The organism is Pseudomonas sp. URIL14HWK12:I5 (genome assembly GCF_900176445.1).
GTDB lineage: Bacteria > Pseudomonadota > Gammaproteobacteria > Pseudomonadales > Pseudomonadaceae > Aquipseudomonas > Aquipseudomonas monteilii.
Window position 1 is genome coordinate 71950 of record NZ_FWXQ01000002.1, and the last position, 19609, is coordinate 91558.

17 protein-coding genes are annotated in these 19609 nt (G+C 64.9%); 15 read left to right on the plus strand and 2 right to left on the minus strand.

The annotated features are described in order from the left end of the window. Positions 1 to 99 precede the first annotated feature (99 nt). From B9A31_RS04825 to B9A31_RS04890, 14 genes are all read left to right on the plus strand, one after another. Positions 100 to 1125 (plus strand): NAD(P)H-dependent glycerol-3-phosphate dehydrogenase, encoded by a 1026-nt coding sequence (locus B9A31_RS04825; protein WP_027608717.1) that lies wholly within the window; start codon positions 100 to 102, stop codon positions 1123 to 1125. Between the two features lie 36 nt (positions 1126 to 1161). Then, positions 1162 to 1509 carry a DUF4389 domain-containing protein gene (locus B9A31_RS04830; RefSeq protein ID WP_084296707.1) on the plus strand — a complete coding sequence of 116 codons (348 nt, stop codon included), beginning with the start codon at positions 1162 to 1164 and terminating at the stop codon, positions 1507 to 1509. After that, positions 1506 to 1964 (plus strand): phosphohistidine phosphatase SixA, encoded by a 459-nt coding sequence (gene sixA, locus B9A31_RS04835; RefSeq protein WP_084296708.1) that lies wholly within the window; start codon positions 1506 to 1508, stop codon positions 1962 to 1964. The genes B9A31_RS04830 and sixA overlap by 4 nt, the downstream gene beginning before the upstream one ends. Positions 1965 to 2061: 97 nt before the next feature. Next, positions 2062 to 2448 (plus strand): hypothetical protein, encoded by a 387-nt coding sequence (locus tag B9A31_RS04840; RefSeq protein WP_019099704.1) that lies wholly within the window; start codon positions 2062 to 2064, stop codon positions 2446 to 2448. Between the two features lie 93 nt (positions 2449 to 2541). Then, a complete protein-coding gene (locus tag B9A31_RS04845) occupies positions 2542 to 3330 on the plus strand; it encodes an alpha/beta fold hydrolase (RefSeq protein WP_019099705.1) in 789 nt (262 codons plus the stop codon). After that, positions 3327 to 4181, plus strand: coding sequence for an alpha/beta hydrolase (locus B9A31_RS04850; RefSeq protein WP_019099706.1), 855 nt, complete (start codon positions 3327 to 3329; stop codon positions 4179 to 4181). Before B9A31_RS04845 ends, B9A31_RS04850 begins: the two co-directional genes overlap by 4 nt. A gap of 109 nt (positions 4182 to 4290) precedes the next feature. Then, positions 4291 to 5085, plus strand: coding sequence for a DUF4892 domain-containing protein (locus B9A31_RS04855; protein WP_019099707.1), 795 nt, complete (start codon positions 4291 to 4293; stop codon positions 5083 to 5085). 12 nt (positions 5086 to 5097) lie between these two features. Next, positions 5098 to 6150: an AI-2E family transporter gene (locus B9A31_RS04860; RefSeq protein WP_019099708.1), complete on the plus strand. Its 1053-nt coding sequence runs from the start codon at positions 5098 to 5100 to the stop codon at positions 6148 to 6150. Between the two features lie 176 nt (positions 6151 to 6326). Next, the gene (kdpF, locus tag B9A31_RS04865; RefSeq protein WP_003251485.1) at positions 6327 to 6416 is read left to right on the plus strand and encodes a K(+)-transporting ATPase subunit F; all 90 of its coding nucleotides are present in this window, start codon (positions 6327 to 6329) and stop codon (positions 6414 to 6416) included. A 9-nt stretch (positions 6417 to 6425) separates the two neighbouring features. Then, positions 6426 to 8120 (plus strand): potassium-transporting ATPase subunit KdpA, encoded by a 1695-nt coding sequence (gene kdpA, locus B9A31_RS04870; RefSeq protein WP_019099709.1) that lies wholly within the window; start codon positions 6426 to 6428, stop codon positions 8118 to 8120. Positions 8121 to 8129: 9 nt separating this feature from the next. Beyond that, a complete protein-coding gene (gene kdpB / locus B9A31_RS04875) occupies positions 8130 to 10184 on the plus strand; it encodes a potassium-transporting ATPase subunit KdpB (RefSeq protein ID WP_084296709.1) in 2055 nt (684 codons plus the stop codon). 10 nt (positions 10185 to 10194) lie between these two features. Next, complete coding sequence (gene kdpC / locus B9A31_RS04880; protein ID WP_019099711.1) at positions 10195 to 10746, plus strand: potassium-transporting ATPase subunit KdpC; 552 nt, start codon at positions 10195 to 10197, stop codon at positions 10744 to 10746. 59 nt (positions 10747 to 10805) lie between these two features. Further along, on the plus strand, positions 10806 to 13460 hold the full coding sequence (locus B9A31_RS04885; protein ID WP_027608720.1) for a sensor histidine kinase: 2655 nt from the start codon (positions 10806 to 10808) through the stop codon (positions 13458 to 13460). Beyond that, complete coding sequence (locus B9A31_RS04890; RefSeq protein WP_016711620.1) at positions 13457 to 14152, plus strand: response regulator; 696 nt, start codon at positions 13457 to 13459, stop codon at positions 14150 to 14152. Before B9A31_RS04885 ends, B9A31_RS04890 begins: the two co-directional genes overlap by 4 nt. A gap of 32 nt (positions 14153 to 14184) precedes the next feature. Here the strand turns inward: B9A31_RS04890 and B9A31_RS04895 are convergent, their stop codons facing one another. After that, positions 14185 to 15090, minus strand: a complete 906-nt coding sequence (locus tag B9A31_RS04895; RefSeq protein ID WP_019096477.1) for a LysR family transcriptional regulator — start codon at positions 15088 to 15090, stop codon at positions 14185 to 14187. Between the two features lie 78 nt (positions 15091 to 15168). On the opposite strand from B9A31_RS04895, the gene B9A31_RS04900 reads away from it, so the two are divergent. Beyond that, the gene (locus B9A31_RS04900) at positions 15169 to 16404 is read left to right on the plus strand and encodes a flavin monoamine oxidase family protein (RefSeq protein WP_027615091.1); all 1236 of its coding nucleotides are present in this window, start codon (positions 15169 to 15171) and stop codon (positions 16402 to 16404) included. Positions 16405 to 16407: 3 nt separating this feature from the next. Here the strand turns inward: B9A31_RS04900 and B9A31_RS04905 are convergent, their stop codons facing one another. After that, complete coding sequence (locus B9A31_RS04905) at positions 16408 to 19338, minus strand: aminotransferase (protein ID WP_027615090.1); 2931 nt, start codon at positions 19336 to 19338, stop codon at positions 16408 to 16410. Positions 19339 to 19609 lie beyond the last annotated feature (271 nt).

Below are 19609 nucleotides of genomic sequence, written 5' to 3' on the forward strand. Positions count from 1 at the left end.
CGAGCCTGTCCCTTTAGCGGGAACAGAGACTGGTTCTGTAGCAGGCGAGCCGTATAATGGCGGGGTCGCCACTTAATTTTTGGCTTTAACGGATTGGATATGACTGAACAGCAACCTGTTGCAGTTCTGGGAGGCGGCAGCTTTGGCACCGCCGTGGCGAACCTGCTGGCGGAAAACGGTGTGCCTGTGCGTCAGTGGATGCGCGACCCGGCGCAAGCCGAGGCCATGCGCGTCAATCGAGAGAATCCGCGCTACCTCAAGGGCATCCGTCTGCACGATGGCGTCGAGCCGGTCAATGACCTGCTGGCGACCTTGCAGACCAGCGAGCTGATCTTCGTTGCCCTGCCGTCGAGCGCCCTGCGCAGCGTGCTGGCGCCCCATGCCGAGCTGCTGCGTGGCAAGGGCCTGGTCAGCCTGACCAAGGGCATCGAAGCGCAAAGCTTCAAGCTGATGAGCCAGATCCTGGAAGAAATTGCCCCCGAAGCGCGTATTGGTGTGTTATCGGGCCCTAACCTTGCCCGCGAAATCGCCGAGCACGCGCTGACTGCAACGGTGGTCGCCAGCGAGGACGAAAAACTCTGCAAGCAGGTGCAGGCTGTGCTGCATGGGCGCACGTTCCGTGTCTATGCCAGCGCTGACCGCTTTGGTGTCGAGCTGGGTGGCGCGTTGAAAAACGTCTACGCCATCATCGCCGGCATGGCCGTTGCGCTGGGCATGGGCGAGAACACCAAGAGCATGCTGATTACCCGTGCCTTGGCGGAAATGACTCGCTTTGCCGTCAGTCAGGGGGCCAACCCCATGACCTTCCTCGGCCTGGCCGGTGTCGGTGACCTGATCGTCACCTGTTCCTCGCCCAAGAGCCGCAACTATCAGGTGGGCTACGCGCTGGGCCAGGGCCATAGCCTGGAAGAGGCGGTCAACCGCCTGGGCGAAGTGGCCGAAGGCGTCAATACCATCAAGGTGCTCAAGGCCAAAGCCCAGGAGGTGCAGGTCTACATGCCACTGGTGGCGGGCCTGCATGCCATCCTGTTCGAAGGCCGCACGCTGAACCAGGTGATCGAGCACCTGATGCGCGCCGAACCCAAGACCGATGTCGATTTCATTTCCATCAGCGGTTTCAACTGAGCCTTTGGCGGCTCTGACACGAGCAAGGAGCGACACATGAACGATACGCCCGAACGCGCCCAGCGCGAGTCGATCATCCTGCGGGTGCTGTGGATGCTGGTGTTCCTGGTGGTCTGGCAGCTGGCCGAACTGTTGTTGGGTGGGCTGGTGCTGGTGCAGCTGATCTACCGTCTGGTGTACGGCGCACCCAGCGCCAGCCTGATGAACTTCGGCGACACCCTGAGCCAGTTCCTGGCGCAGATCGGCCGCTTTGGCAGCTTTCACAGCGACCAGAAGCCATGGCCGTTCTCTGACTGGCCTGCGCCGCGTGCGCCGGAAGGTGAAGCAGCGCATGCCGTGGCGCCGGCCCCACACCCGGTGCGTGACGAGGAACCCAAGCTGTGAAACTGTGGGTACTGCGCCACGGTGAAGCGGAGCCACGGGCCAACACGGATGCCGAACGCCGTTTGACTGCCCATGGCCGCGAGCAGGTGCTGCACAGCGCTGCTCGCTTGCTCGGGCAGCCGTTGCAGGCAATTATTGCCAGCCCCTACGTGCGCGCCCAGCAAACGGCGGCGCTGGTGCATGACACACTGGGCTTCGGCGAGCCGGTGCGTACCGTGCCCTGGCTGACCCCTGAAAGTGACGTGCAGCAGGTGATCGGTGAAATCGAGCGGCTGGGTCTGGAGTATGTACTGCTGGTCAGCCACCAGCCGTTGGTGGGGACCTTGGTCGGGGCGCTGGAGCATGGCCATCAGCAGCATCCCGCAGCCATGAGCACCGCCAGCCTGGCGGAACTGGAAGGGGATTGGCCGCTGGCTGGGCTGATGACCCTCAAAGGGATCAGTTATCCGCCTTGAAACCCTGAAACCGGTAAGGCAACTGGCATTTTTGTCAGTTGCCGCAGTGAGTGGCCCCTTGCTAGCGTGCCGGAAAGCAAAAGGCATGGAGCAGCGAATGAAGGGTGAGAGGGGGGCGTTGCTGAGCGCCGTGGATTTGCAACCTACCCTGGACATGGTTGAGCAAGGTGTCGCTCTGGACTTCGCCCAATACAGCCTGCTACGCGATTCGGCCGATGCCAAGCTCTATGGCCTGATGAAAACGGTCAACGCCAGCAGCGTGCTGAATGCTGCTGATAGAGAGAACAGTCTGCAGGATTTTCTTATCCTTCAAGATACCTGCCAGCGGGTGTCTCATTTGCTGCAAACCAGTTGCCTGGCTCTGCGTCGCCTTCAGCTTGATCATAAGGACCAGCGCCTGGCCCGCGAAGCACTGGAAAGCCAGTTGGCCTACATGCAAGCCTGCCTGCGCCGTTCACTGGCCAGTTTCGACCGGTCTGCGTGACCTGATAGCCCTCGCCGATGACCTTTCCGGACGTTGCCGAACGGCGCGCCGATGCCGACAATGAGCCATCATCCTCCGTCCGGACCAGGCGCCATGCCGCAGCAGATCTTCTTCGCCCATGCCAACGGTTTCCCTTCGGCCACGTACGGCAAGCTGTTCGCTGCCCTGGCGCCGGACTACCAGGTGCAGCACCTGGCCCAGCATGGGCATGATCCACGCTTTCCGGTGAATGACAACTGGCAGAGCCTGGTCGATGAACTGTTGCACCACCTGGCGCAACAGGACCAGCCGGTCTGGGGTGTCGGCCACTCGCTGGGTGGCGTATTGCACCTGCATGCTGCCTTGCGCTGCCCCGAGTACTACCGTGGCGTGGTGATGCTCGACTCGCCAGTACTCACCCGCGCCGATCAATGGCTGCTGCGCACCGCCAAGCGCTTTGGCTTCATCGACCGTATCACCCCGGCCGGGCGCACGTTGGGGCGCCGCGAAACGTTCAATGACCGCGACAGCGCCCGGGACTACTTCGCCGGCAAGTCACTGTTCCGCCATTTCGATCCCGACTGCCTCGACGCCTATGTCGAACACGGCTTGCAGGCGGCAGAGCAGGGCCTGCAGCTACGCTTCGACCCGGCTACCGAAATCAGCATCTACCGCAGCATCCCGCATACCAGCCCGGCGCCCGCGCGGCAGTTGCAGGTGCCGCTGGCCATGGTGCGCGGCGACCGTAGCAATGTCATTCGCCGCCACCACACCCTGGCCGTACGGGGCATGCCCCAAGGGGAATATCACAGCGTGCCGGGCGGGCACATGTTCCCGCTGGAGCGCCCCGCAGACACCGCCAGCCTGATCAAGGGCCTGTTCGACCGCTGGAGTCAGGCATGAGCGCACAGGTCGAAGAAATCCGCCTGAGCCTGGGCCATATCGAGCTGGCCGCGCACCTGTTCGGCCCCGAGGACGGGCTGCCGGTGATTGCCCTGCATGGCTGGCTGGACAACGCCAACAGCTTCGCCCGCCTGGCGCCACAACTCAAAGGCCTGCGTATCGTCGCCCTGGACCTGGCCGGGCACGGTTACTCCGAACACCGCCCGCCTGGCGCCGGTTATGCCTTGGTCGACTATGCCCATGATGTGCTGCGGGTCGCCGAGCAGCTCGGTTGGCAGCGTTTTGCACTGTTGGGGCATTCACTTGGGGCAATCATTTCGGTGCAGCTGGCTGGCGCCTTGCCCGACCGGGTCAGCCATCTGGCGTTGATCGACGGCGTCATCCCGCCGACCGGTGCCGAGCAGGATGCAGGCGAACGTTTGGGGATGGCACTGCAGGCCCAGCTGCGGCTGGACGGCAAGCGCAAGTCGGTGTACGCCACGCTGGAGGAAGGTGTGCATGCCCGGATGAAAGGCATGGTCGCGGTCAGCCGCGAGGCCGCCGAACTGCTGGCCCGGCGTGGCCTCATGCCGGTGCCGGGCGGCTACAGCTGGCGCAGTGACAGCCGCCTGACCTTGCCATCGCCACTACGCCTGAGCGAGGCCCAGGCCATGGCCTATGTGCGCAGGGTGGATTGCCCGGCGCAGCTAGTGGTTGCCGCCGATGGCATGCTGGTGCGCCACACCGCGTTGCTGGAACAGCTACCCTTTGAGCAGGTGACGCTGCCCGGTGGCCATCACCTGCACCTGAACGATGAGCAGGGCGCGGCCCTTGTCGCAGACTGTTTCAATCGCTTCTTTGGCTTTGCTTGACTTGCACCGGACAACTGTCGAGGCTTGGCGGGTTGAACAGGGAGACAACCATGCAACTGCCAGACATCCTGGAGCTTCATTTCGGCGCAGGGCGCCGCCTGGGTCGCCAATGAGCACGCCCGTTTCCATTCGTACTGCCCTGGCCGCTTGCCTGATGCTCACCAGCCCCGTGTTGTGGGCCGGCAGCCTGCCGGTGCCGGTGGACGCCAAGGTCGTCGACCAGCGTCCGGCCGTGGAGCAGGAACGCGTCTACCCGATGGGCCCGCTGCGCAAGATCAGCGGCCGCCTGCGGGTCGAAGACAAGGTCGAAAGCCGTGGGCAGGTCAGCTCGGTCACCTACGAACTGCCGGTCGAACGCACCGCGCGCGAAGCCTTCACCACTGCCCGTGAAGAACTGCAACGCGACGGTGGTTACCCGTTGTTCTGGTGCCAAGGCCGCGATTGCGGCGAAGCCAGCCTGTGGGCCAACGATGTGTTTGCCAATGCCCGCCTGAACGGTGGTGACGAGCAGCAGGCCTTCATCTTGCTGCGTCGCTCGGCGGAAGAGGCCGACACCCTGGTCGCGCTGTACAGCGTTACCCGGGGCAACCGCCGCGCCTACCTGCATGTGGAACAGTTCGTCGCCGGCAACCCGTTGGGCGAACTGCTGCCGACCGCCGCCACGGTGCTGCGCGAAATGCGCGACACCGGCAAGCTCGACTATCCTGACCTGGCTGCGCCGCAAGACACCTGGGTGAATTTGCTGGCCCGCAGCCTGAACCTGGACAGCACCCTGCGTGCCAGCCTCAGTGGCGCTCAGGCCGAAGCCTGGCGCGAGGCGCTGGTCAAGGCAGGGGTGCGCAATGGCCGCCTTGAAGTCGGTAGCGCGCCCACCGACGGCCTGCACCTTGAACTGATCCGTTGAACGAGCGCCGCCATGGTTAACAATGATCGCCTGCTGGTTCAGATTCTGCTGTTGGCGTTGCTGGGGGCCGGCCTGTGGGTGATGGCACCGTTCATCTCGGCGTTGCTGTGGGGGGCCATCCTGGCTTTTGCCAGCTGGCCGTTGATGCGCTTGCTCACGCGTGTGCTGGGCGGGCGCGAAACCTTGGCGGCCAGCCTGTTGACCACCGCCTGGATCCTGATTGTGGCATTGCCGCTGGTGTGGCTGGGGTTCAACCTGGCCGATCATATTCGCGATGCCACGGCGTTCGTGCGCGACGTGCAGGTGGACGGTTTGCCCGATGCACCGGCCTGGTTGGGGGGCATACCGTTCGTTGGTGAGCGCCTGGTCAGCTGGTGGCAGTCGCTCGACCAGCAGGGGGCGGCCTTGCTGGCGTCGGTCAAGCCCTACTTCGGGCAGGTGGGCAACTGGTTGCTGGCGCGCAGTGCGCAGATCGGCAGCGGTGTGCTGGAACTGACCCTTAGCCTGGTGTTCGTGTTCTTTTTCTACCGTGACGGCCCTCGCTTGTCGGCGTTCGTATTGCGCTTGCTGCACCGCCTGATGGGTGATCGCGGCGAGTACTACCTGGAACTGGTGGCGGCCACCGTTCAGCGGGTGGTGAACGGGGTGATTGGCACAGCGGCTGCGCAGGCTGTGCTCGCACTGATCGGCTTCCTGATTGCCGGCGTGCCGGGTGCCATCGTGCTGGGCCTGGTGACCTTCATGCTCAGCCTGATCCCCATGGGCCCACCACTGGCCTGGATCCCGGCCACGGCCTGGTTGGTGTGGAAGGGCGAGTACGGCATGGCGGTGTTCCTGGGCATCTGGGGCACCTTTGTCATCAGCGGTGTGGACAACGTGCTCAAACCGTACCTGATCAGCCGTGGCGGTAACCTGCCACTGGTGATCGTGCTGTTGGGTGTGTTCGGTGGATTGCTTGCCTTTGGCTTCATTGGCCTGTTCATCGGGCCGACCTTGCTCGCGGTCGGGTACAGCCTGCTGCTGGACTGGAGCCGAAACGCTGCGCAGCAACCTCCCCAGCAGTAAGCCTGTATCGGCCTCTTCGCGGGCTTGCCCGCGAAGAGGCCAGTAAAGACAACCCACAAAGCTGATTTTTACGCTTTCTTTATACCCATCCACACCCCCCGATCTCGCCCCTTTACGCCCCTCCCTCAGACAATTTCCCCATAGCGGCACAAGCCGCACCACGGGGAGAACCACTCATGAACATGCTCGACGGGCTGTCACTGCTGCTGGCAGTGGCCTTGGCGTTTTATCTGCTGGTGGCGCTGCTGCGCGCCGATCGCAGCTAGGGAGCGGCCATGCACAGTTACGATTTCGCCTTGCTGCTGGCGTTCTTTGCCATCGTGCTGCTACCGGCACCCTGGCTCGGGCGGTTCTACTACAGGGTCATGGAAGGCCAGCGCACCTGGCTGTCGCCGCTGCTGAGCCCGGTCGAGCAGGCCTGCTACCGGCTAGCGGGCGTGAACGCCAGCCAGGAGCAGAACTGGCGCCAATACACCCTGGCGCTACTGGCCTTCAACCTGGCCGGATTCCTGCTGCTGTTCGCCGTGTTGCTGTTGCAGGGCTACCTGCCGCTCAACCCGCAGCATTTGCCAGGCCAGGAGTGGTCGCTGGCGTTCAACACAGCGGTCAGCTTCGTCACCAACACCAACTGGCAGGCCTACAGTGGTGAGGCATCGGTCAGCTACCTCAGCCAGATGCTTGGCCTGACCGTACAGAACTTTGTCAGTGCCGCCACCGGCCTGGCCGTGCTGGTCGCGTTGTGTCGCGGCATTGCCCGGCGCAGTGCAACGACGCTGGGCAATTTCTGGGTCGACATGACCCGCGCCACCCTCTATGGCTTGCTGCCGCTGTGCCTGCTGCTGGCGCTGCTGCTGGTGTGGCAGGGCGTGCCGCAGACCTTTGCCGACTACGCCCATGCGCTGACCCTGCAAGGGGCTGACCAGACCATACCGCTGGGGCCGGCCGCCAGCCAGATCGCCATCAAGCAACTGGGTACCAACGGCGGTGGCTTCTTCGGCGTCAACTCGGCGCACCCGTTCGAAAACCCCACCGCCTGGAGCAACCTGTTCGAGGTGGCGTCGATCATCCTCATTCCGGTGGCGCTGGTGTTCACGTTCGGCCACTACGTGAAGGACCTGCGTCAGAGCCGCGCGATCCTCGCCTGCATGCTTGCCCTGTTCCTGATTGGCGGCAGCACCGCGCTGTGGTCCGAGTACCAGCCCAACCCGGCGCTGGAAAGCACCCAGGTGCAACAGGCGGCCCCCATGGAAGGCAAGGAAAGCCGTTTTGGCACCACCGGTTCGGTGTTGTGGACGGTCACCACCACTGCAGCCTCCAACGGCTCGGTCAACGCCATGCACGATAGCCTCAACCCGCTGACCGGCATGGTGGCGATGGTCAACATGATGGTGGGCGAGGTGATTTTCGGCGGCGTCGGCGCCGGGCTGTACGGGATGCTGTTGTTCGTGTTGATCGCGGTGTTCCTAGCCGGGCTGATGATTGGCCGCACCCCGGAATACCTGGGCAAGAAGCTGCAAGCCCGTGAGGTGCAGTTGCTGGTGGCAACCCTGCTGGTGATGCCGGTCGGCGTGCTGGTGCTGGGCGCTATCGCCGCCAGCCTGCCTGGCCCGGCGGGTGCGGTCAGCAACCCGGGGGCGCATGGTTTCAGCCAGTTGCTGTACGCCTACACCTCGGGCACGGCCAACAATGGCTCGGCCTTCGCCGGTTTCGGTGCCAACACCGTGTACCACAACCTGATGATCGGCCTGGCCATGCTCATCGGCCGCTTCGGCTACATCCTGCCGATCCTGGCCTTGGCCGGCAGCCTGGCAGCGAAGAAAAGCGCACCGCAGGGGCAGAACAGCTTCCCCACCCACGGCCCGCTGTTCACCGGCCTGCTGCTGGTGACCATCCTGCTGGTGGGTGGCCTTACCTTCCTGCCGACCCTGGCCCTGGGGCCAATCGCCGAACACCTGAGCCTGGGTTTCTGAGGACTGACCATGAACATGCCCATTCCTGAAGTTAAAGCGCGGCACACCGCCAAGGACCAGACTCGCTTCGCCGCGTTGTGGCGCCCGGCGCTGGTGCAGGCGTTCGTCAAGCTCGACCCGCGCCAGCTCAAACGTTCGCCGGTGATGCTGGTGGTGGCCCTGACCGCGGTGCTGACCACTGTGCTGTGCTTCGCTCCCGGCAGTGGCGTGAGCACCGGGGTTGCCGTGCAAATCGCCCTGTGGCTGTGGTTTACCGTGCTGTTCGCCAATTTTGCCGAGGCGCTGGCCGAAGGCCGTGGCAAGGCCCGCGCCGACAGCCTCAAGGCCGGTAGCCAAGGCTTGACCGCACAGCGTCGCAAGCGTGATGGCAGCTACGAAACCATTGCAGCCGGCGCGTTGCGCAAAGATGACGTAGTGCGCGTAGTCGCGGGCGAAATGATCCCCGGCGACGGCGAGGTGCTGGAAGGTATCGCGGCGGTCAACGAGGCCGCCATTACCGGTGAGTCTGCCCCCGTGATCCGCGAGTCCGGCGGCGACCGCTCGGCCGTGACCGGCAATACCCGGCTGGTCTCCGACTGGCTGTTGATCCGTATCACCAGCAACCCGGGCGAATCGACTCTCGACCGCATGATAGCCCTGGTCGAAGGCGCCAGGCGCCAGAAAACGCCGAACGAGATTGCCCTCGACATCTTGCTGATCGGCCTGACGCTGATCTTCCTGATCGTGGTGGTGACCTTGCAGCCCTTCGCCCACTTCGCGGGTGGCAGCCTGCCGCTGATCTTCCTGGCCGCGCTGCTGGTCACGCTGATCCCTACCACCATCGGCGGCCTGCTGTCGGCCATCGGCATCGCCGGCATGGACCGTCTGGTGCGCTTGAACGTCATCGCCCGTTCCGGCCGGGCGGTGGAAGCAGCCGGTGATGTGCATACGCTGATGCTCGACAAGACCGGCACCATCACCTTTGGCAACCGCCGCTGCAGCGCGCTGCATGCTGCACCGGGCATCACCGCCAAGGAGTTGGGGGAGGGTGCGCTGCTGGCCTCGCTGGCCGATGACACCGCCGAAGGCAAGTCCATTGTCGAGTACCTGCGCCAACTGCACGACTTTATCGAACCGGCTACCGGGCAGTTCGATGCCGTGGCGTTCAGTGCCGAAACACGTCTGTCGGGTATCGACTTCCAGCAGCACCGCTACCGCAAGGGCGCCGTCGATGCGGTGCTGGCGTTCGTCGGCATGCAACGGCTGGAAATGCCCCCGGCGCTGGCCCGCGAAGTGGAGCGTATCGCCCAGAGTGGCGGCACACCGCTGCTGGTGTGCATCAACAAGCGTCTGCTTGGTGTGATCCACCTCAAGGACGTGGTCAAGCCGGGTATCCGCGAGCGCTTCGCCGAGTTGCGCAAACTGGGCATTCGCACGGTGATGGTGACCGGCGACAACCCGCTGACCGCCGCCGCCATCGCAGCCGAAGCGGGGGTGGATGACGTACTGGCCGAGGCCACCCCTGAGAAGAAACTGGCGCGTATCCGCCAGGAGCAGAACGACGGCCGCCTGGTGGCCATGTGCGGCGACGGTGCCAACGACGCCCCGGCACTGGCGCAGGCCGATGTGGGCATGGCCATGAACGACGGCACCCAGGCCGCGCGCGAGGCGGCCAACATGGTCGACCTGGACAGCGACCCGACCAAGCTGCTGGACGTGGTACAGGTTGGCAAGGAACTGCTGGTCACCCGTGGCGCACTGACCACGTTCTCCATTGCCAACGATGTGGCCAAGTACTTCGCCATCCTGCCGGCGCTGTTCGCTGCCATCTATCCACAGCTGGGCGTGCTCAACCTGATGCACCTGGCCAGCCCGCAGAGCGCGATCCTGTCGGCCATCGTGTTCAACGCGCTGATCATCATCGCGCTGATCCCGCTGGCGCTACGTGGCGTGCGGGTGCAGGCGGCCAGTGCGGCGCATCTGTTGCGGCGCAACCTGCTGATCTACGGGCTGGGCGGCATCGTGGTGCCGTTTGCCGGGATCAAGCTGATCGACCTGCTGCTCAATGCCCTGAACCTGGTCTGAGGAGGCCGCCATGAATGCTTATGTACGCCCGGCGTTGAGCCTGGCTCTGTTGATGACGCTGGTGACTGGCGCGCTGTATCCGCTGGCGGTCACGGGCATTGCCCAGGTCGCTTTCCCGGAACAGGCCAATGGCAGTCTGGTGCGCGATGACCAGGGGCAGGTGCGTGGCTCGGCGCTGATCGCCCAGGCGTTCCAGGGTGATGGCTGGTTCCATGCGCGGCCTTCGGCGGGTGCCTATGCCACCGTGGCCAGCGGTGCCAGCAACCTGTCGCCGAGTAACCCGGCGCTGGCCGAGCGGGTAAAGGGGGACGCCGCAACGCTGTACCAGGCGCCGCAGGGGCCGGTGCCGCAGGCGTTGCTGACCACCTCGGGCAGCGGCCTCGACCCTCACCTGCCGCCAGAGGCCGTGGCTTACCAGATTCCGCGCGTGGCAGCAGCGCGGCAACTGCCGGAGGAGCGCTTGCAAGCCTTGGTGGAAGAGGCCACCCTCCACCCATTGATCGGCCCGCCGGTGGTCAATGTACTGGCGCTGAACCAGGCACTTGAGCATTTGAACCACTGATATTGGGGCCTGCAAAGCAGGCCCTTTGGTCGACCGTCGCAGATTCCAAAGGATGAAACATGAGTGATTCCGCCCGCGCCGATGCGCTGTTGGCCACCCTCCCACGCACAGGCCGGGGCCGGCTCAAGGTCTTCCTCGGCGCCGCCCCCGGCGTCGGCAAAACCTTTGCCATGCTCCAGGCCGCCCACGCCCAGCAACGCCAAGGTGTTCAAGTGCTGGCCGGGGTTGTCGAAACCCACGGCCGCGCCGAAACCGAGGCGTTGCTCGCCGGCCTGCCGCAGCAACCCCTGCTGCGCAGCCAGTACCGCGGCGTCACGCTTGAAGAAATGGACCTCGACGGCCTGCTCAAGGTCGCGCCAACACTGGCCCTGGTCGACGAACTGGCCCACACCAATGCCCCCGGCAGCCGGCACGCCAAGCGCTGGCAGGACGTGCAGGAATTGCTGGCCGCCGGCATCGACGTGTACACCACGGTCAACGTCCAGCACCTGGAAAGCCTCAACGACAAGGTGCGCGACATTACCGGCGTGCTCGTACGCGAAACCCTGCCGGACTGGGTGCTGCAGGAAGCTTTCGAGCTGGTGCTGATCGACCTGCCACCGCGCGAGCTGCTCGAACGCTTGCGCGAAGGCAAGGTGTACGTACCGGAGCAGGCGCGGGCCGCGATCGACGCGTATTTCTCGCAAACCAACCTTACCGCGCTGCGCGAACTGGCCATGCAGACTGCCGCCGCGCAGGTCGATGCCGACCTGGCCCATGGCTATCGCCAGCGTGGCCAGGAGGCCCCGGCCTTGCGTGGCCGGTTGCTGGTGGGCGTGGATGGCGACGACCAGGCCGAGCGCCTGGTGCGTCACGCCAGCCGCGTGGCCCAGCGCCGCCACCTGCCCTGGAGCATGGTGCATGTGGACAACGGCCGCCTGCGTGACGAAACCGCTCGCCATCGCCTGCAGGCCGCGCAGCAACTGGCCGAGCGCCTGGGCGGGGAGGTGGTGGTGCTGCGTGCCGGCGAAGTGGCGCGCACGTTGATCCAGCATGCCGCCGAACGCCGGGCCAGCCTGGTGCTGGTCGGGCAGTCCCGCGACCGCCTGCGTCGGCGCCTGTTCGGTGCCGGGGTGGCGGCGCGGCTGTTGCGTGAGAGCCATGGCCTGGAAATCAACGTGCTGGACCGCGATGTGCAGCCGCAAGCGCCGCGTTCGGCGGTGCGGCGGGTGTGGGTGTGGCGGCATTACCTGCTGGCGCTAGTGGCCACCGTCATGGCAGCAGGCCTGTCCTGGGCGGTGTCGAGTGTGCTGGCGTTGCCAAACATTTCGCTGGTGTTCCTGGCGGCGGTGTTGCTGGTGGCGGTACGCAGCAGCCTGGGGCCTGCGCTGGCCTGTGCTGCGTTGTCGTTCCTGACTTACGATTTCCTGTTCATTCCGCCCAACTTCTCGTTCAGCATCCAGCGTGAAGAAGATGTGCTGACCCTGGTGTTCTTCCTGCTGATGGCCGCGCTTACCGGCAACCTGGCCGCCCGCCAGCGTCGCCAACTGCAGGCGCTGCGCGAGACCCAGGCACAGACCAGCCAGTTGCTCGACCTGTCGCGCCGGCTGACGGTGGCCACCGACCGCCAGGCCGTCTTCAATGCCGCCGGCCAGCATCTGGATGGCTGGCAGGATATGCAGGTGTGCCTGCTGGAGCGCAACGCCGAAGGCCAGCTGCAGGTGGCCAGTGGTGAAGCCCACGCCTTTAGCGACAACGAACGCGCCGCCGCGCAATGGGCCTGGCAGCATGGCCAGGCCGCCGGCCATGGCAGTGACACCCTACCCAATGGCCGCTGGTGGTGGTGGCCGCTGGCGGTAGACGAACAACCCCTGGCCCTGCTCGGTGTACGCCCGCGTTCCGGCCAGCCGCTCAGCGACCCGCGTCGGCGCCTGCTCACCGCCCTTGGCCAGCCGCTGGCGCAGGCGTTGGCCCGCGCCCGCCTGGCCGAGCAGCTGGAGGCCGCACGCCTGCATGGCGAAACCGAGCAGTTGCGCAGTGCCTTGCTGGCGTCCGTTTCCCACGACTTGCGCACGCCGTTGACCGCCATGCGTGGCAGCATCGACAGCCTGCTGGCGTTGGGCGAGGCCATCCCGCCTGAAGACCGCCGTGAGCTGTTGGAAGGCACCCGCAACGAGGCCGAGCGCCTCGACCGGTACATCCAGAACCTGTTGGACATGACCCGCCTGGGCCACGGCGGCCTCAAGCTGGCACGCGACTGGGTGGCGCCGGGCGACATCGCTGGCAGTGCGCTCAACCGCCTGCGCGTAGTGCTTGCCCCGTTGCGTGTGCACACTGACGTGCCGGCCGAGCTGCCGCTGCTGTTCGTGCATGCAGCGCTGATCGAGCAGGCGCTGGTCAATGTGCTGGAAAACGCGGCACGGTTCTCGCCGGCCAATGGTCGGCTTGAACTCCACGTATCGGTGCAGGACATGCAGTTGCGTTTTGCCGTCCTTGACCAAGGGCCCGGCATTCCGGTGGCCGACCGCGAGAAGATCTTCGACATGTTCTACACCGCCGCCCGTGGTGACCGTGGCGGGCAGGGTACCGGCCTGGGCCTGGCCATCTGCCAGGGCATGATCGGCGCCCATGGCGGGCAGATACTGGTAGGCGAAGGCATCGATGGCCAGGGCACCGGCATCACTCTATGCTTGCCACTGCCCCCTCAACCTGAAGCCGAAAGCGAAACCCCATGAGCCAGTCCGCCACCCTGTTGGTCATCGACGATGAACCGCAGATCCGCAAGTTCCTGCGCATCAGCCTGGCCTCCCAGGGCTACAAGGTGATCGAAGCCGCAACCGGTGAGGAAGGGCTCACTCAGGCAGCATTGGGCAAGCCGGACCTGGTGGTGCTCGACCTGGGCCTGCCGGACATGGACGGCCAGCAGGTGCTGCGTGAGCTGCGCGAGTGGAGTGCGGTGCCGGTAATGGTGTTGTCGGTGCGCGCCAGTGAGGTCCAGAAGGTGGATGCGCTGGATGGCGGGGCGAACGACTATGTGACCAAGCCGTTCGGCATCCAGGAGTTCTTGGCGCGGGTGCGTGCCCTGCTGCGCCAGGTGCCGCAGACCGGTGGTTCGGAGGTGGCGGCCAGCTTCGGGCCGTTGACCGTGGATTTTGCCTTCCGCCGGGTGACGCTGGAGGGCGTCGAGGTGGCGCTGACGCGCAAGGAGTATGCCTTGCTGGCGCTGTTGGCCGGGCATCCGGGGCGGGTGATTACCCAGCAGCAGTTGCTCAAGGACATCTGGGGGCCTACCCATGTGGAAGACACCCATTACTTGCGGATCGTGGTCGGGCATCTGCGCCAGAAGCTGGGTGATGACCCCACGGCGCCACGGTTCATCATTACCGAGGCGGGGGTAGGGTACAGGTTGGTAGCGCCGGTCGCTTGATCCGGGCATCTAGCCCGGTGGGTGAAAGGGCGTCAGGCCCTGGCCGGCTCCCTGTCGAACAGCTGGCGCATGACTTCCAGATAGCGCCGCGCTCCCAAGCCCAAGGGGCGCGGCTTGACCCAGATGATATCCACCCACAAGCGCAAGCGGCTGGCCATGTTGTCGAAGCGCACCTCGGCCAGCGCACCTGAAGCAATCAGCGGTTCGACCAGCGGCTGCGGCAGGTAGGCCCAGCCCAGGCCGGACTGCACCAGGTCCAGCGTGGCCAGGTAGCTGTCGGTCAGCCAGATGCGCCGCGACAGCACCATGCGCGGGTCTGACCCGGTGGCCTTGCCCGAGGCCACGATGATCTGCCGTTGTTCGGCAAAGGCCTCTTCGGGCAACGGTGTGCCGCTGTTCTGCCCGGCGGGGTGGCGGGGGGATGCAACGGCCACCAGCAACTGGCTGCCGGCTTCCAGGAATGACTCACGCTCGTCGATACCGGGCCGCTCGAACACCAGCGCCAGTTGCACGCTGCCTTCATGCAGTAAGCGAACGGCCTCGGTCTGTGTGGCTGAACGCACTTCGATTTCCAGGCTGGGAAACTCCTGGGCGAGGATTTCCAGTGGCTGGCTCCAGCGGCCGGTTTGCAACTCGGGCGCCATGGCGATGGTCAGGCGTTTTTCCAGCCCTTTGTGCAGTTGCAGGGCCTGGGCGTCCAGTAGGTTGAGCTGGCAGATCACCTGCCTGGCTTGCGGCTCCAGCGCCAAGGCGGCGCTGGTGGGCAAGGCCTTGCGCGTGGCCCGGTCGAACAGCACCAAGTCCAGTTCTGCTTCCAGCTGGGCGACCGCCATGCTGACGGCTGAAGGCACACGGCCCAGCTTGCGGGCGGCGGCCGAGAACGACCCGGCGTCGAGCACGGCGAGGAAGATTGCCAGGGAGTCGCTGGAAAAGGCCATTGTCAGTAAACCTGATGATTATCATCTTTTATTGATGGAAATTATGAACATTAATGCACGTACAGGACAGTTCCCTCAATGGAGAAGAGCGTGCATAGACCAACCGCGTGGCATGTCACTCACTGGAGTGCAGACCCGTTCAGCCTCGGAGCTTACAGTGCGTTGTTGCCGGGCGGGACGCGGCAGCATCGAAGTGACCTGGGCCAAGTGCTGCATGAGCGCTTGGTCATCGCCGGAGAAGCTTGTGACACCCGCGCCCCGGCAATGACTCATGGTGCATGGAATGATGGGCAGCGCGCCGCAAAGGCTGCAATGGCGGCCGGGGCACGCAAGGTGATCGTGATCGGTGCCGGTTGTGCGGGCCTGGCTGCGGCACAGCGCTTGCGGGGCCAGGGTATCGATTGCATTGTGCTGGAAGCACGAGGGCGTACAGGCGGGCGCACGCATACAGTCGAGCTGGGGAGTGTGAAGGCCGATGAAGGTGCGGCATGGCTTCAACATTTTGCTGAAAACCCATTGGCCGCCATTGCGCAGCGCCAGGGTTTGGCTTGCATCGAGACCGACTTCAGCCGCCCGCTAGCAGCTGCAAGTGACGGAGTGTTGCCAGATGTCGAAGGCGCCTGGGCTGCCTTCATCGAGCGCGTTGACCGGCAGTTGCCTTTGTCTGAGGCGATCAGCGGCTATATGGCCACACTGGACCCTGCTGGCGTACGGGCCACGCAGTTCGCCATTGATGCCAACCTTGTGCTGGAAGCGTGCTTACCGGTGACGCAGCTGTCGGTCAGCGCATTGGACGAAGAAGGCGTCGGGCATGGCGACTGCATGCTGCCTGGTGGTTACAGCGAGCTGGTCGATGTGCTGACGCAAAACCTGGACATTCGGTTGAACACACCAGTAGCCCGTATCGACTGGTCAGGCACAGCCGTCATGGTGAATGATGAAACCTGCGATTTCTGTATTTGCACCGTCCCCGTAGGTGTGTTGAAAACGATGCACTTCACCCCTGAGTTACCTGAAACCCAGCAACAGGCGCTGGCGCACCTTGGCATGGGCAAGCTGGAAAAGGTGATTTTGCAGTTCGATGAGCGCTGGTGGCCAAGTTCATCCTCCGGCTACCTGCGCTGGTATGACGTGCCTGCCAGTTGGGGTGAGTGGCTGGACCTGACCGATGCCGTGGGCAAGCCCACCGTCGCCGGGCTGATTGCCGCCGACGCAATTGAGCGTCAGTTCAGCGGGCGCACGGATGAACAGATCGCGATGGCCGCGTGTGAGGCACTGGAGGCGTGGGCCGCAGCCATCGGGCCCACGCCTTGAAACTTACAAGCCTTCGCCCAGCACCCGGTCAATGCTGTCGACAAAGTAGTCCACGCTCGCCCGGGTGGTGCACATCGGCGGTTTGATCTTGAGAATGTTCAGGAAGTCGCCGGTGGGTTGCATGAAGATGCCCAGCTCACGCAGACGGTCGCACAGGGCCATGGTTTCTTCGGTAGCCGGCTCCAGCGTTTCGCGATTGCGCACCAGTTCAAGCCCCAGGTAGAAGCCAGTCCCATGCGCTGCGCCGGCCAGCGGATGCTTGTCGACCAGCGCCTGCAGGCGGGCCTTGAAGTAGCGCCCGGTGTCGCGGGCGTTGTCCCACAGGCCTTCTTCCTGCATCACGTCCAGCACCGCCATGCCGATGCGGCAGCTGACCGGGCTGCCACCGGCCGAGGAGAAGAAGTAACCCTCGGCCTCCAGCGCTTCGGCGATTTCGCGGCGGGTGATGACCACACCCAGCGGCTGGCCGTTGCCCATGCCCTTGGCCATGGTGATGATGTCGGGCACCACGCCTTGCTCCTCGAAGCCCCAGAAGTATTCGCCCAAGCGGCCATAACCCACCTGTACCTCGTCGGCGATGCACACGCCGCCACGGGCGCGGACCTTGGCGTAAGCGTCGCGCAGATAACCGGCCGGCAACGAAATGCCGCCAGCGTTGCCGTACACCGGTTCACAGATGATGCCCGCCAGCTGGCGGCCACGGGCATCGAGGTCGGCCAGCTTGGCATCGACGTCACGCAGGTAGTCAGCCGCGCTGTCGGCACCGCGGAATCGGCCACGGAAGGTGTTCGGCGCCTCGACCGGGTGCACCCAGTCTGGTCGGGTTTCCAAGGCTTGCGGGTTGTCGGCAATGGACGTGGAGATGGCGTCGGTGGCCACCGACCAGCCGTGGTAGGCCTCCAGCACGCTCAGCAAGTCGCGCCCGCCGCTGTAGGCCCAGGCCAGGCGAATGGCCAGGTCATTGGCCTCGGTGCCGCTGTTGACCATGAACACCCGGTCGAAGCCTTCGGGCGCCAGGTCCAGCAGGCGTTCGGAGAACTCGCTGATGGCCGCGTAGTGGAAGCGCGAGTTGGTGTTCAGCAGCGACCATTGCCGCGCCGACTCGGCGACCATGCGCGGGTGGCCGTGGCCCAGTACCGCGACGTTGTTGAGCATGTCCAGGTACGAACGGCCCTGCATGTCGATCAGGTAGTTGCGCCAGCCGCGCTCGATGTGTGGCGGTTGCGCGTAGTAGTGCTTCTGTGAGCGGGCAAAGCTGGCGTCGCGGCGGGCCAGCAGGGCCTGTGGGTCGGGCAGCGGCTCGGCATCGCAGTCCAGGTCCAGCAGCGCGGCCGGCGACGGGCACAGGGCCAGCCAGGCGTCGGCGTGGGACGGGGTGGCGAAGAAGGGCGGCTGTAGGGCAAGGTCCAGGCACAGCTGTACGCTGAGGAAACCACAGCTATGGCCCAGCGACTGGCCTTTTTCCATCGCCTGCCCATCGGCGGGTGCATCTTCCAGGCCCTGCAACCACAAGGCCCAGTGCGCGGTTTGCAGGCAACCGCGGCCGTCGCCATGGCGCACCCAGGTGCCGGCTTCGGGTGCTTGCACCTGGCTGCCGTTGGGCACACGCAACTCAACGCCGAGGGCGCAGGTCGCAGGCTCTTCGGGCCGGTCGATATGGGTTTGCGACAGGCGATACTGCCCGTGCAGGGTGCAGGCCGGGGCCGTTTGCGCGCTCAGCAGGTGCTGGTCGAAACCGGGTTGCTCCCAGTTACCCGCTTCACAATGGCGGCTGAGCACACCTAGGTCGACCCGCGTTACTTCCTGCCCGGCCAGGTCGGGGAGCAGGGGGGCGCAACCGTTCAAGTCTGGAACGCCGATCTGCACGCCTGCCGCCTGGAGGATGGCGGCTTCCATCAGCGCGAAAGGCACGGCAGTGGCGGTGTCGAAGATTTCCCACTCATGGGCCACGTTGTCGCGGGTGTACTGGTTGGCGGGGTCCACGGCCAGTTGCTGCGCGCTGCTCAACACCAGTACCGCAGCGCGGTTGATCACCAGTGGCCACAGGGCGCGTAGCTCGGCCTCGGTCAGCGGGTTGAGCACCTGATAGGCGCCAATTGCCGGCAGGATGCGCAGCGGGTCGCCCTCGGCGTGGTGCAGCAGCGACGCGCATGTCACAGACAAGTCGGCGATACGCCAGGTGCGCATCAGGTCGCCGAAGTCGATCACCCCTTGCAGTTGCCACTGGCGCTCACTGTTGCGCGCCCACACGGTGTTGTCGTCGGTGATGTCCAGGTGCACAGGCTGGATCGGCAGTTGGTCCACCAGCGGCGTCAGGCGCGCGCAGGCCTGGCGAGTGGCGTGTTCGATGCGGGTGCGTTGCCCGCTGTCTTGCAGAACCGGCAACAGGTGGTCGATCAGCGCCTGGGCATGTTGCGGGTCCCATTGCAGGGTGCGCACCAGGCCGGGGTGATCGAAGTCGACCAGCGCCCTGTCCAGCTTCGCACAGAGCCCGCCCAGTTCAGCGATCAGGCGTGGCTCCAGGTGTTTGAGGCGGGTCAACGGTTGGCCTTCGATGTAGTCGAGCAGCCGCAGGCGCAGCGGTTGCCCGTCGATGTCCAGTGCCAGCAATCCTTCGCCGTTGCTGGCAGGGCGCACGGCGGGTACTGGCAACCCCTGTTCGCGCAAGTAGGCCAGGGCGGCATGTTGTGCTTCGAGCTCCAACTGGGCATAGCTGCCGTGGCATGCCTTGAGCACGTAGCGCCCTTGCGGCGCGTCCACGCGGAAGTTGAGGTCCTGTTGGCTGCCCAGTGCCGCCAGGTCACCGTCGAGACCATAATGCGCCTGCAAGACGGCGTGAGCCTGCGTTTCACTGAGTGAAGGGCTGGGCAGGCCGGAACGGCTGATCAGCGTGGTCAGGGCAGGGGAGGCGGACGGGTGCTGTGGGCTGGACATGAGGCTCTACCGTTGCTACTGGGAGTTGACGGTGGAGAATTTATGCCTGTTCTTGCTGATGATGAAAGACGATTGTTGTCAGAAAATCTGATGAAGGGCTGAACTATGGGGACAGGCACACCCCGAACATCTGCGCGGCGTGCAGCTGCTTGACCCGGTTCAGCATGCGCCAGTGCCTGAGCATCGGGCCGACGGGGGACGGTGAGATAGTCACGAGGAAGCCTCCAATGCTGTACGGTCCTGCAGCGGTCAGCGTATGGGCAGTTGCAGC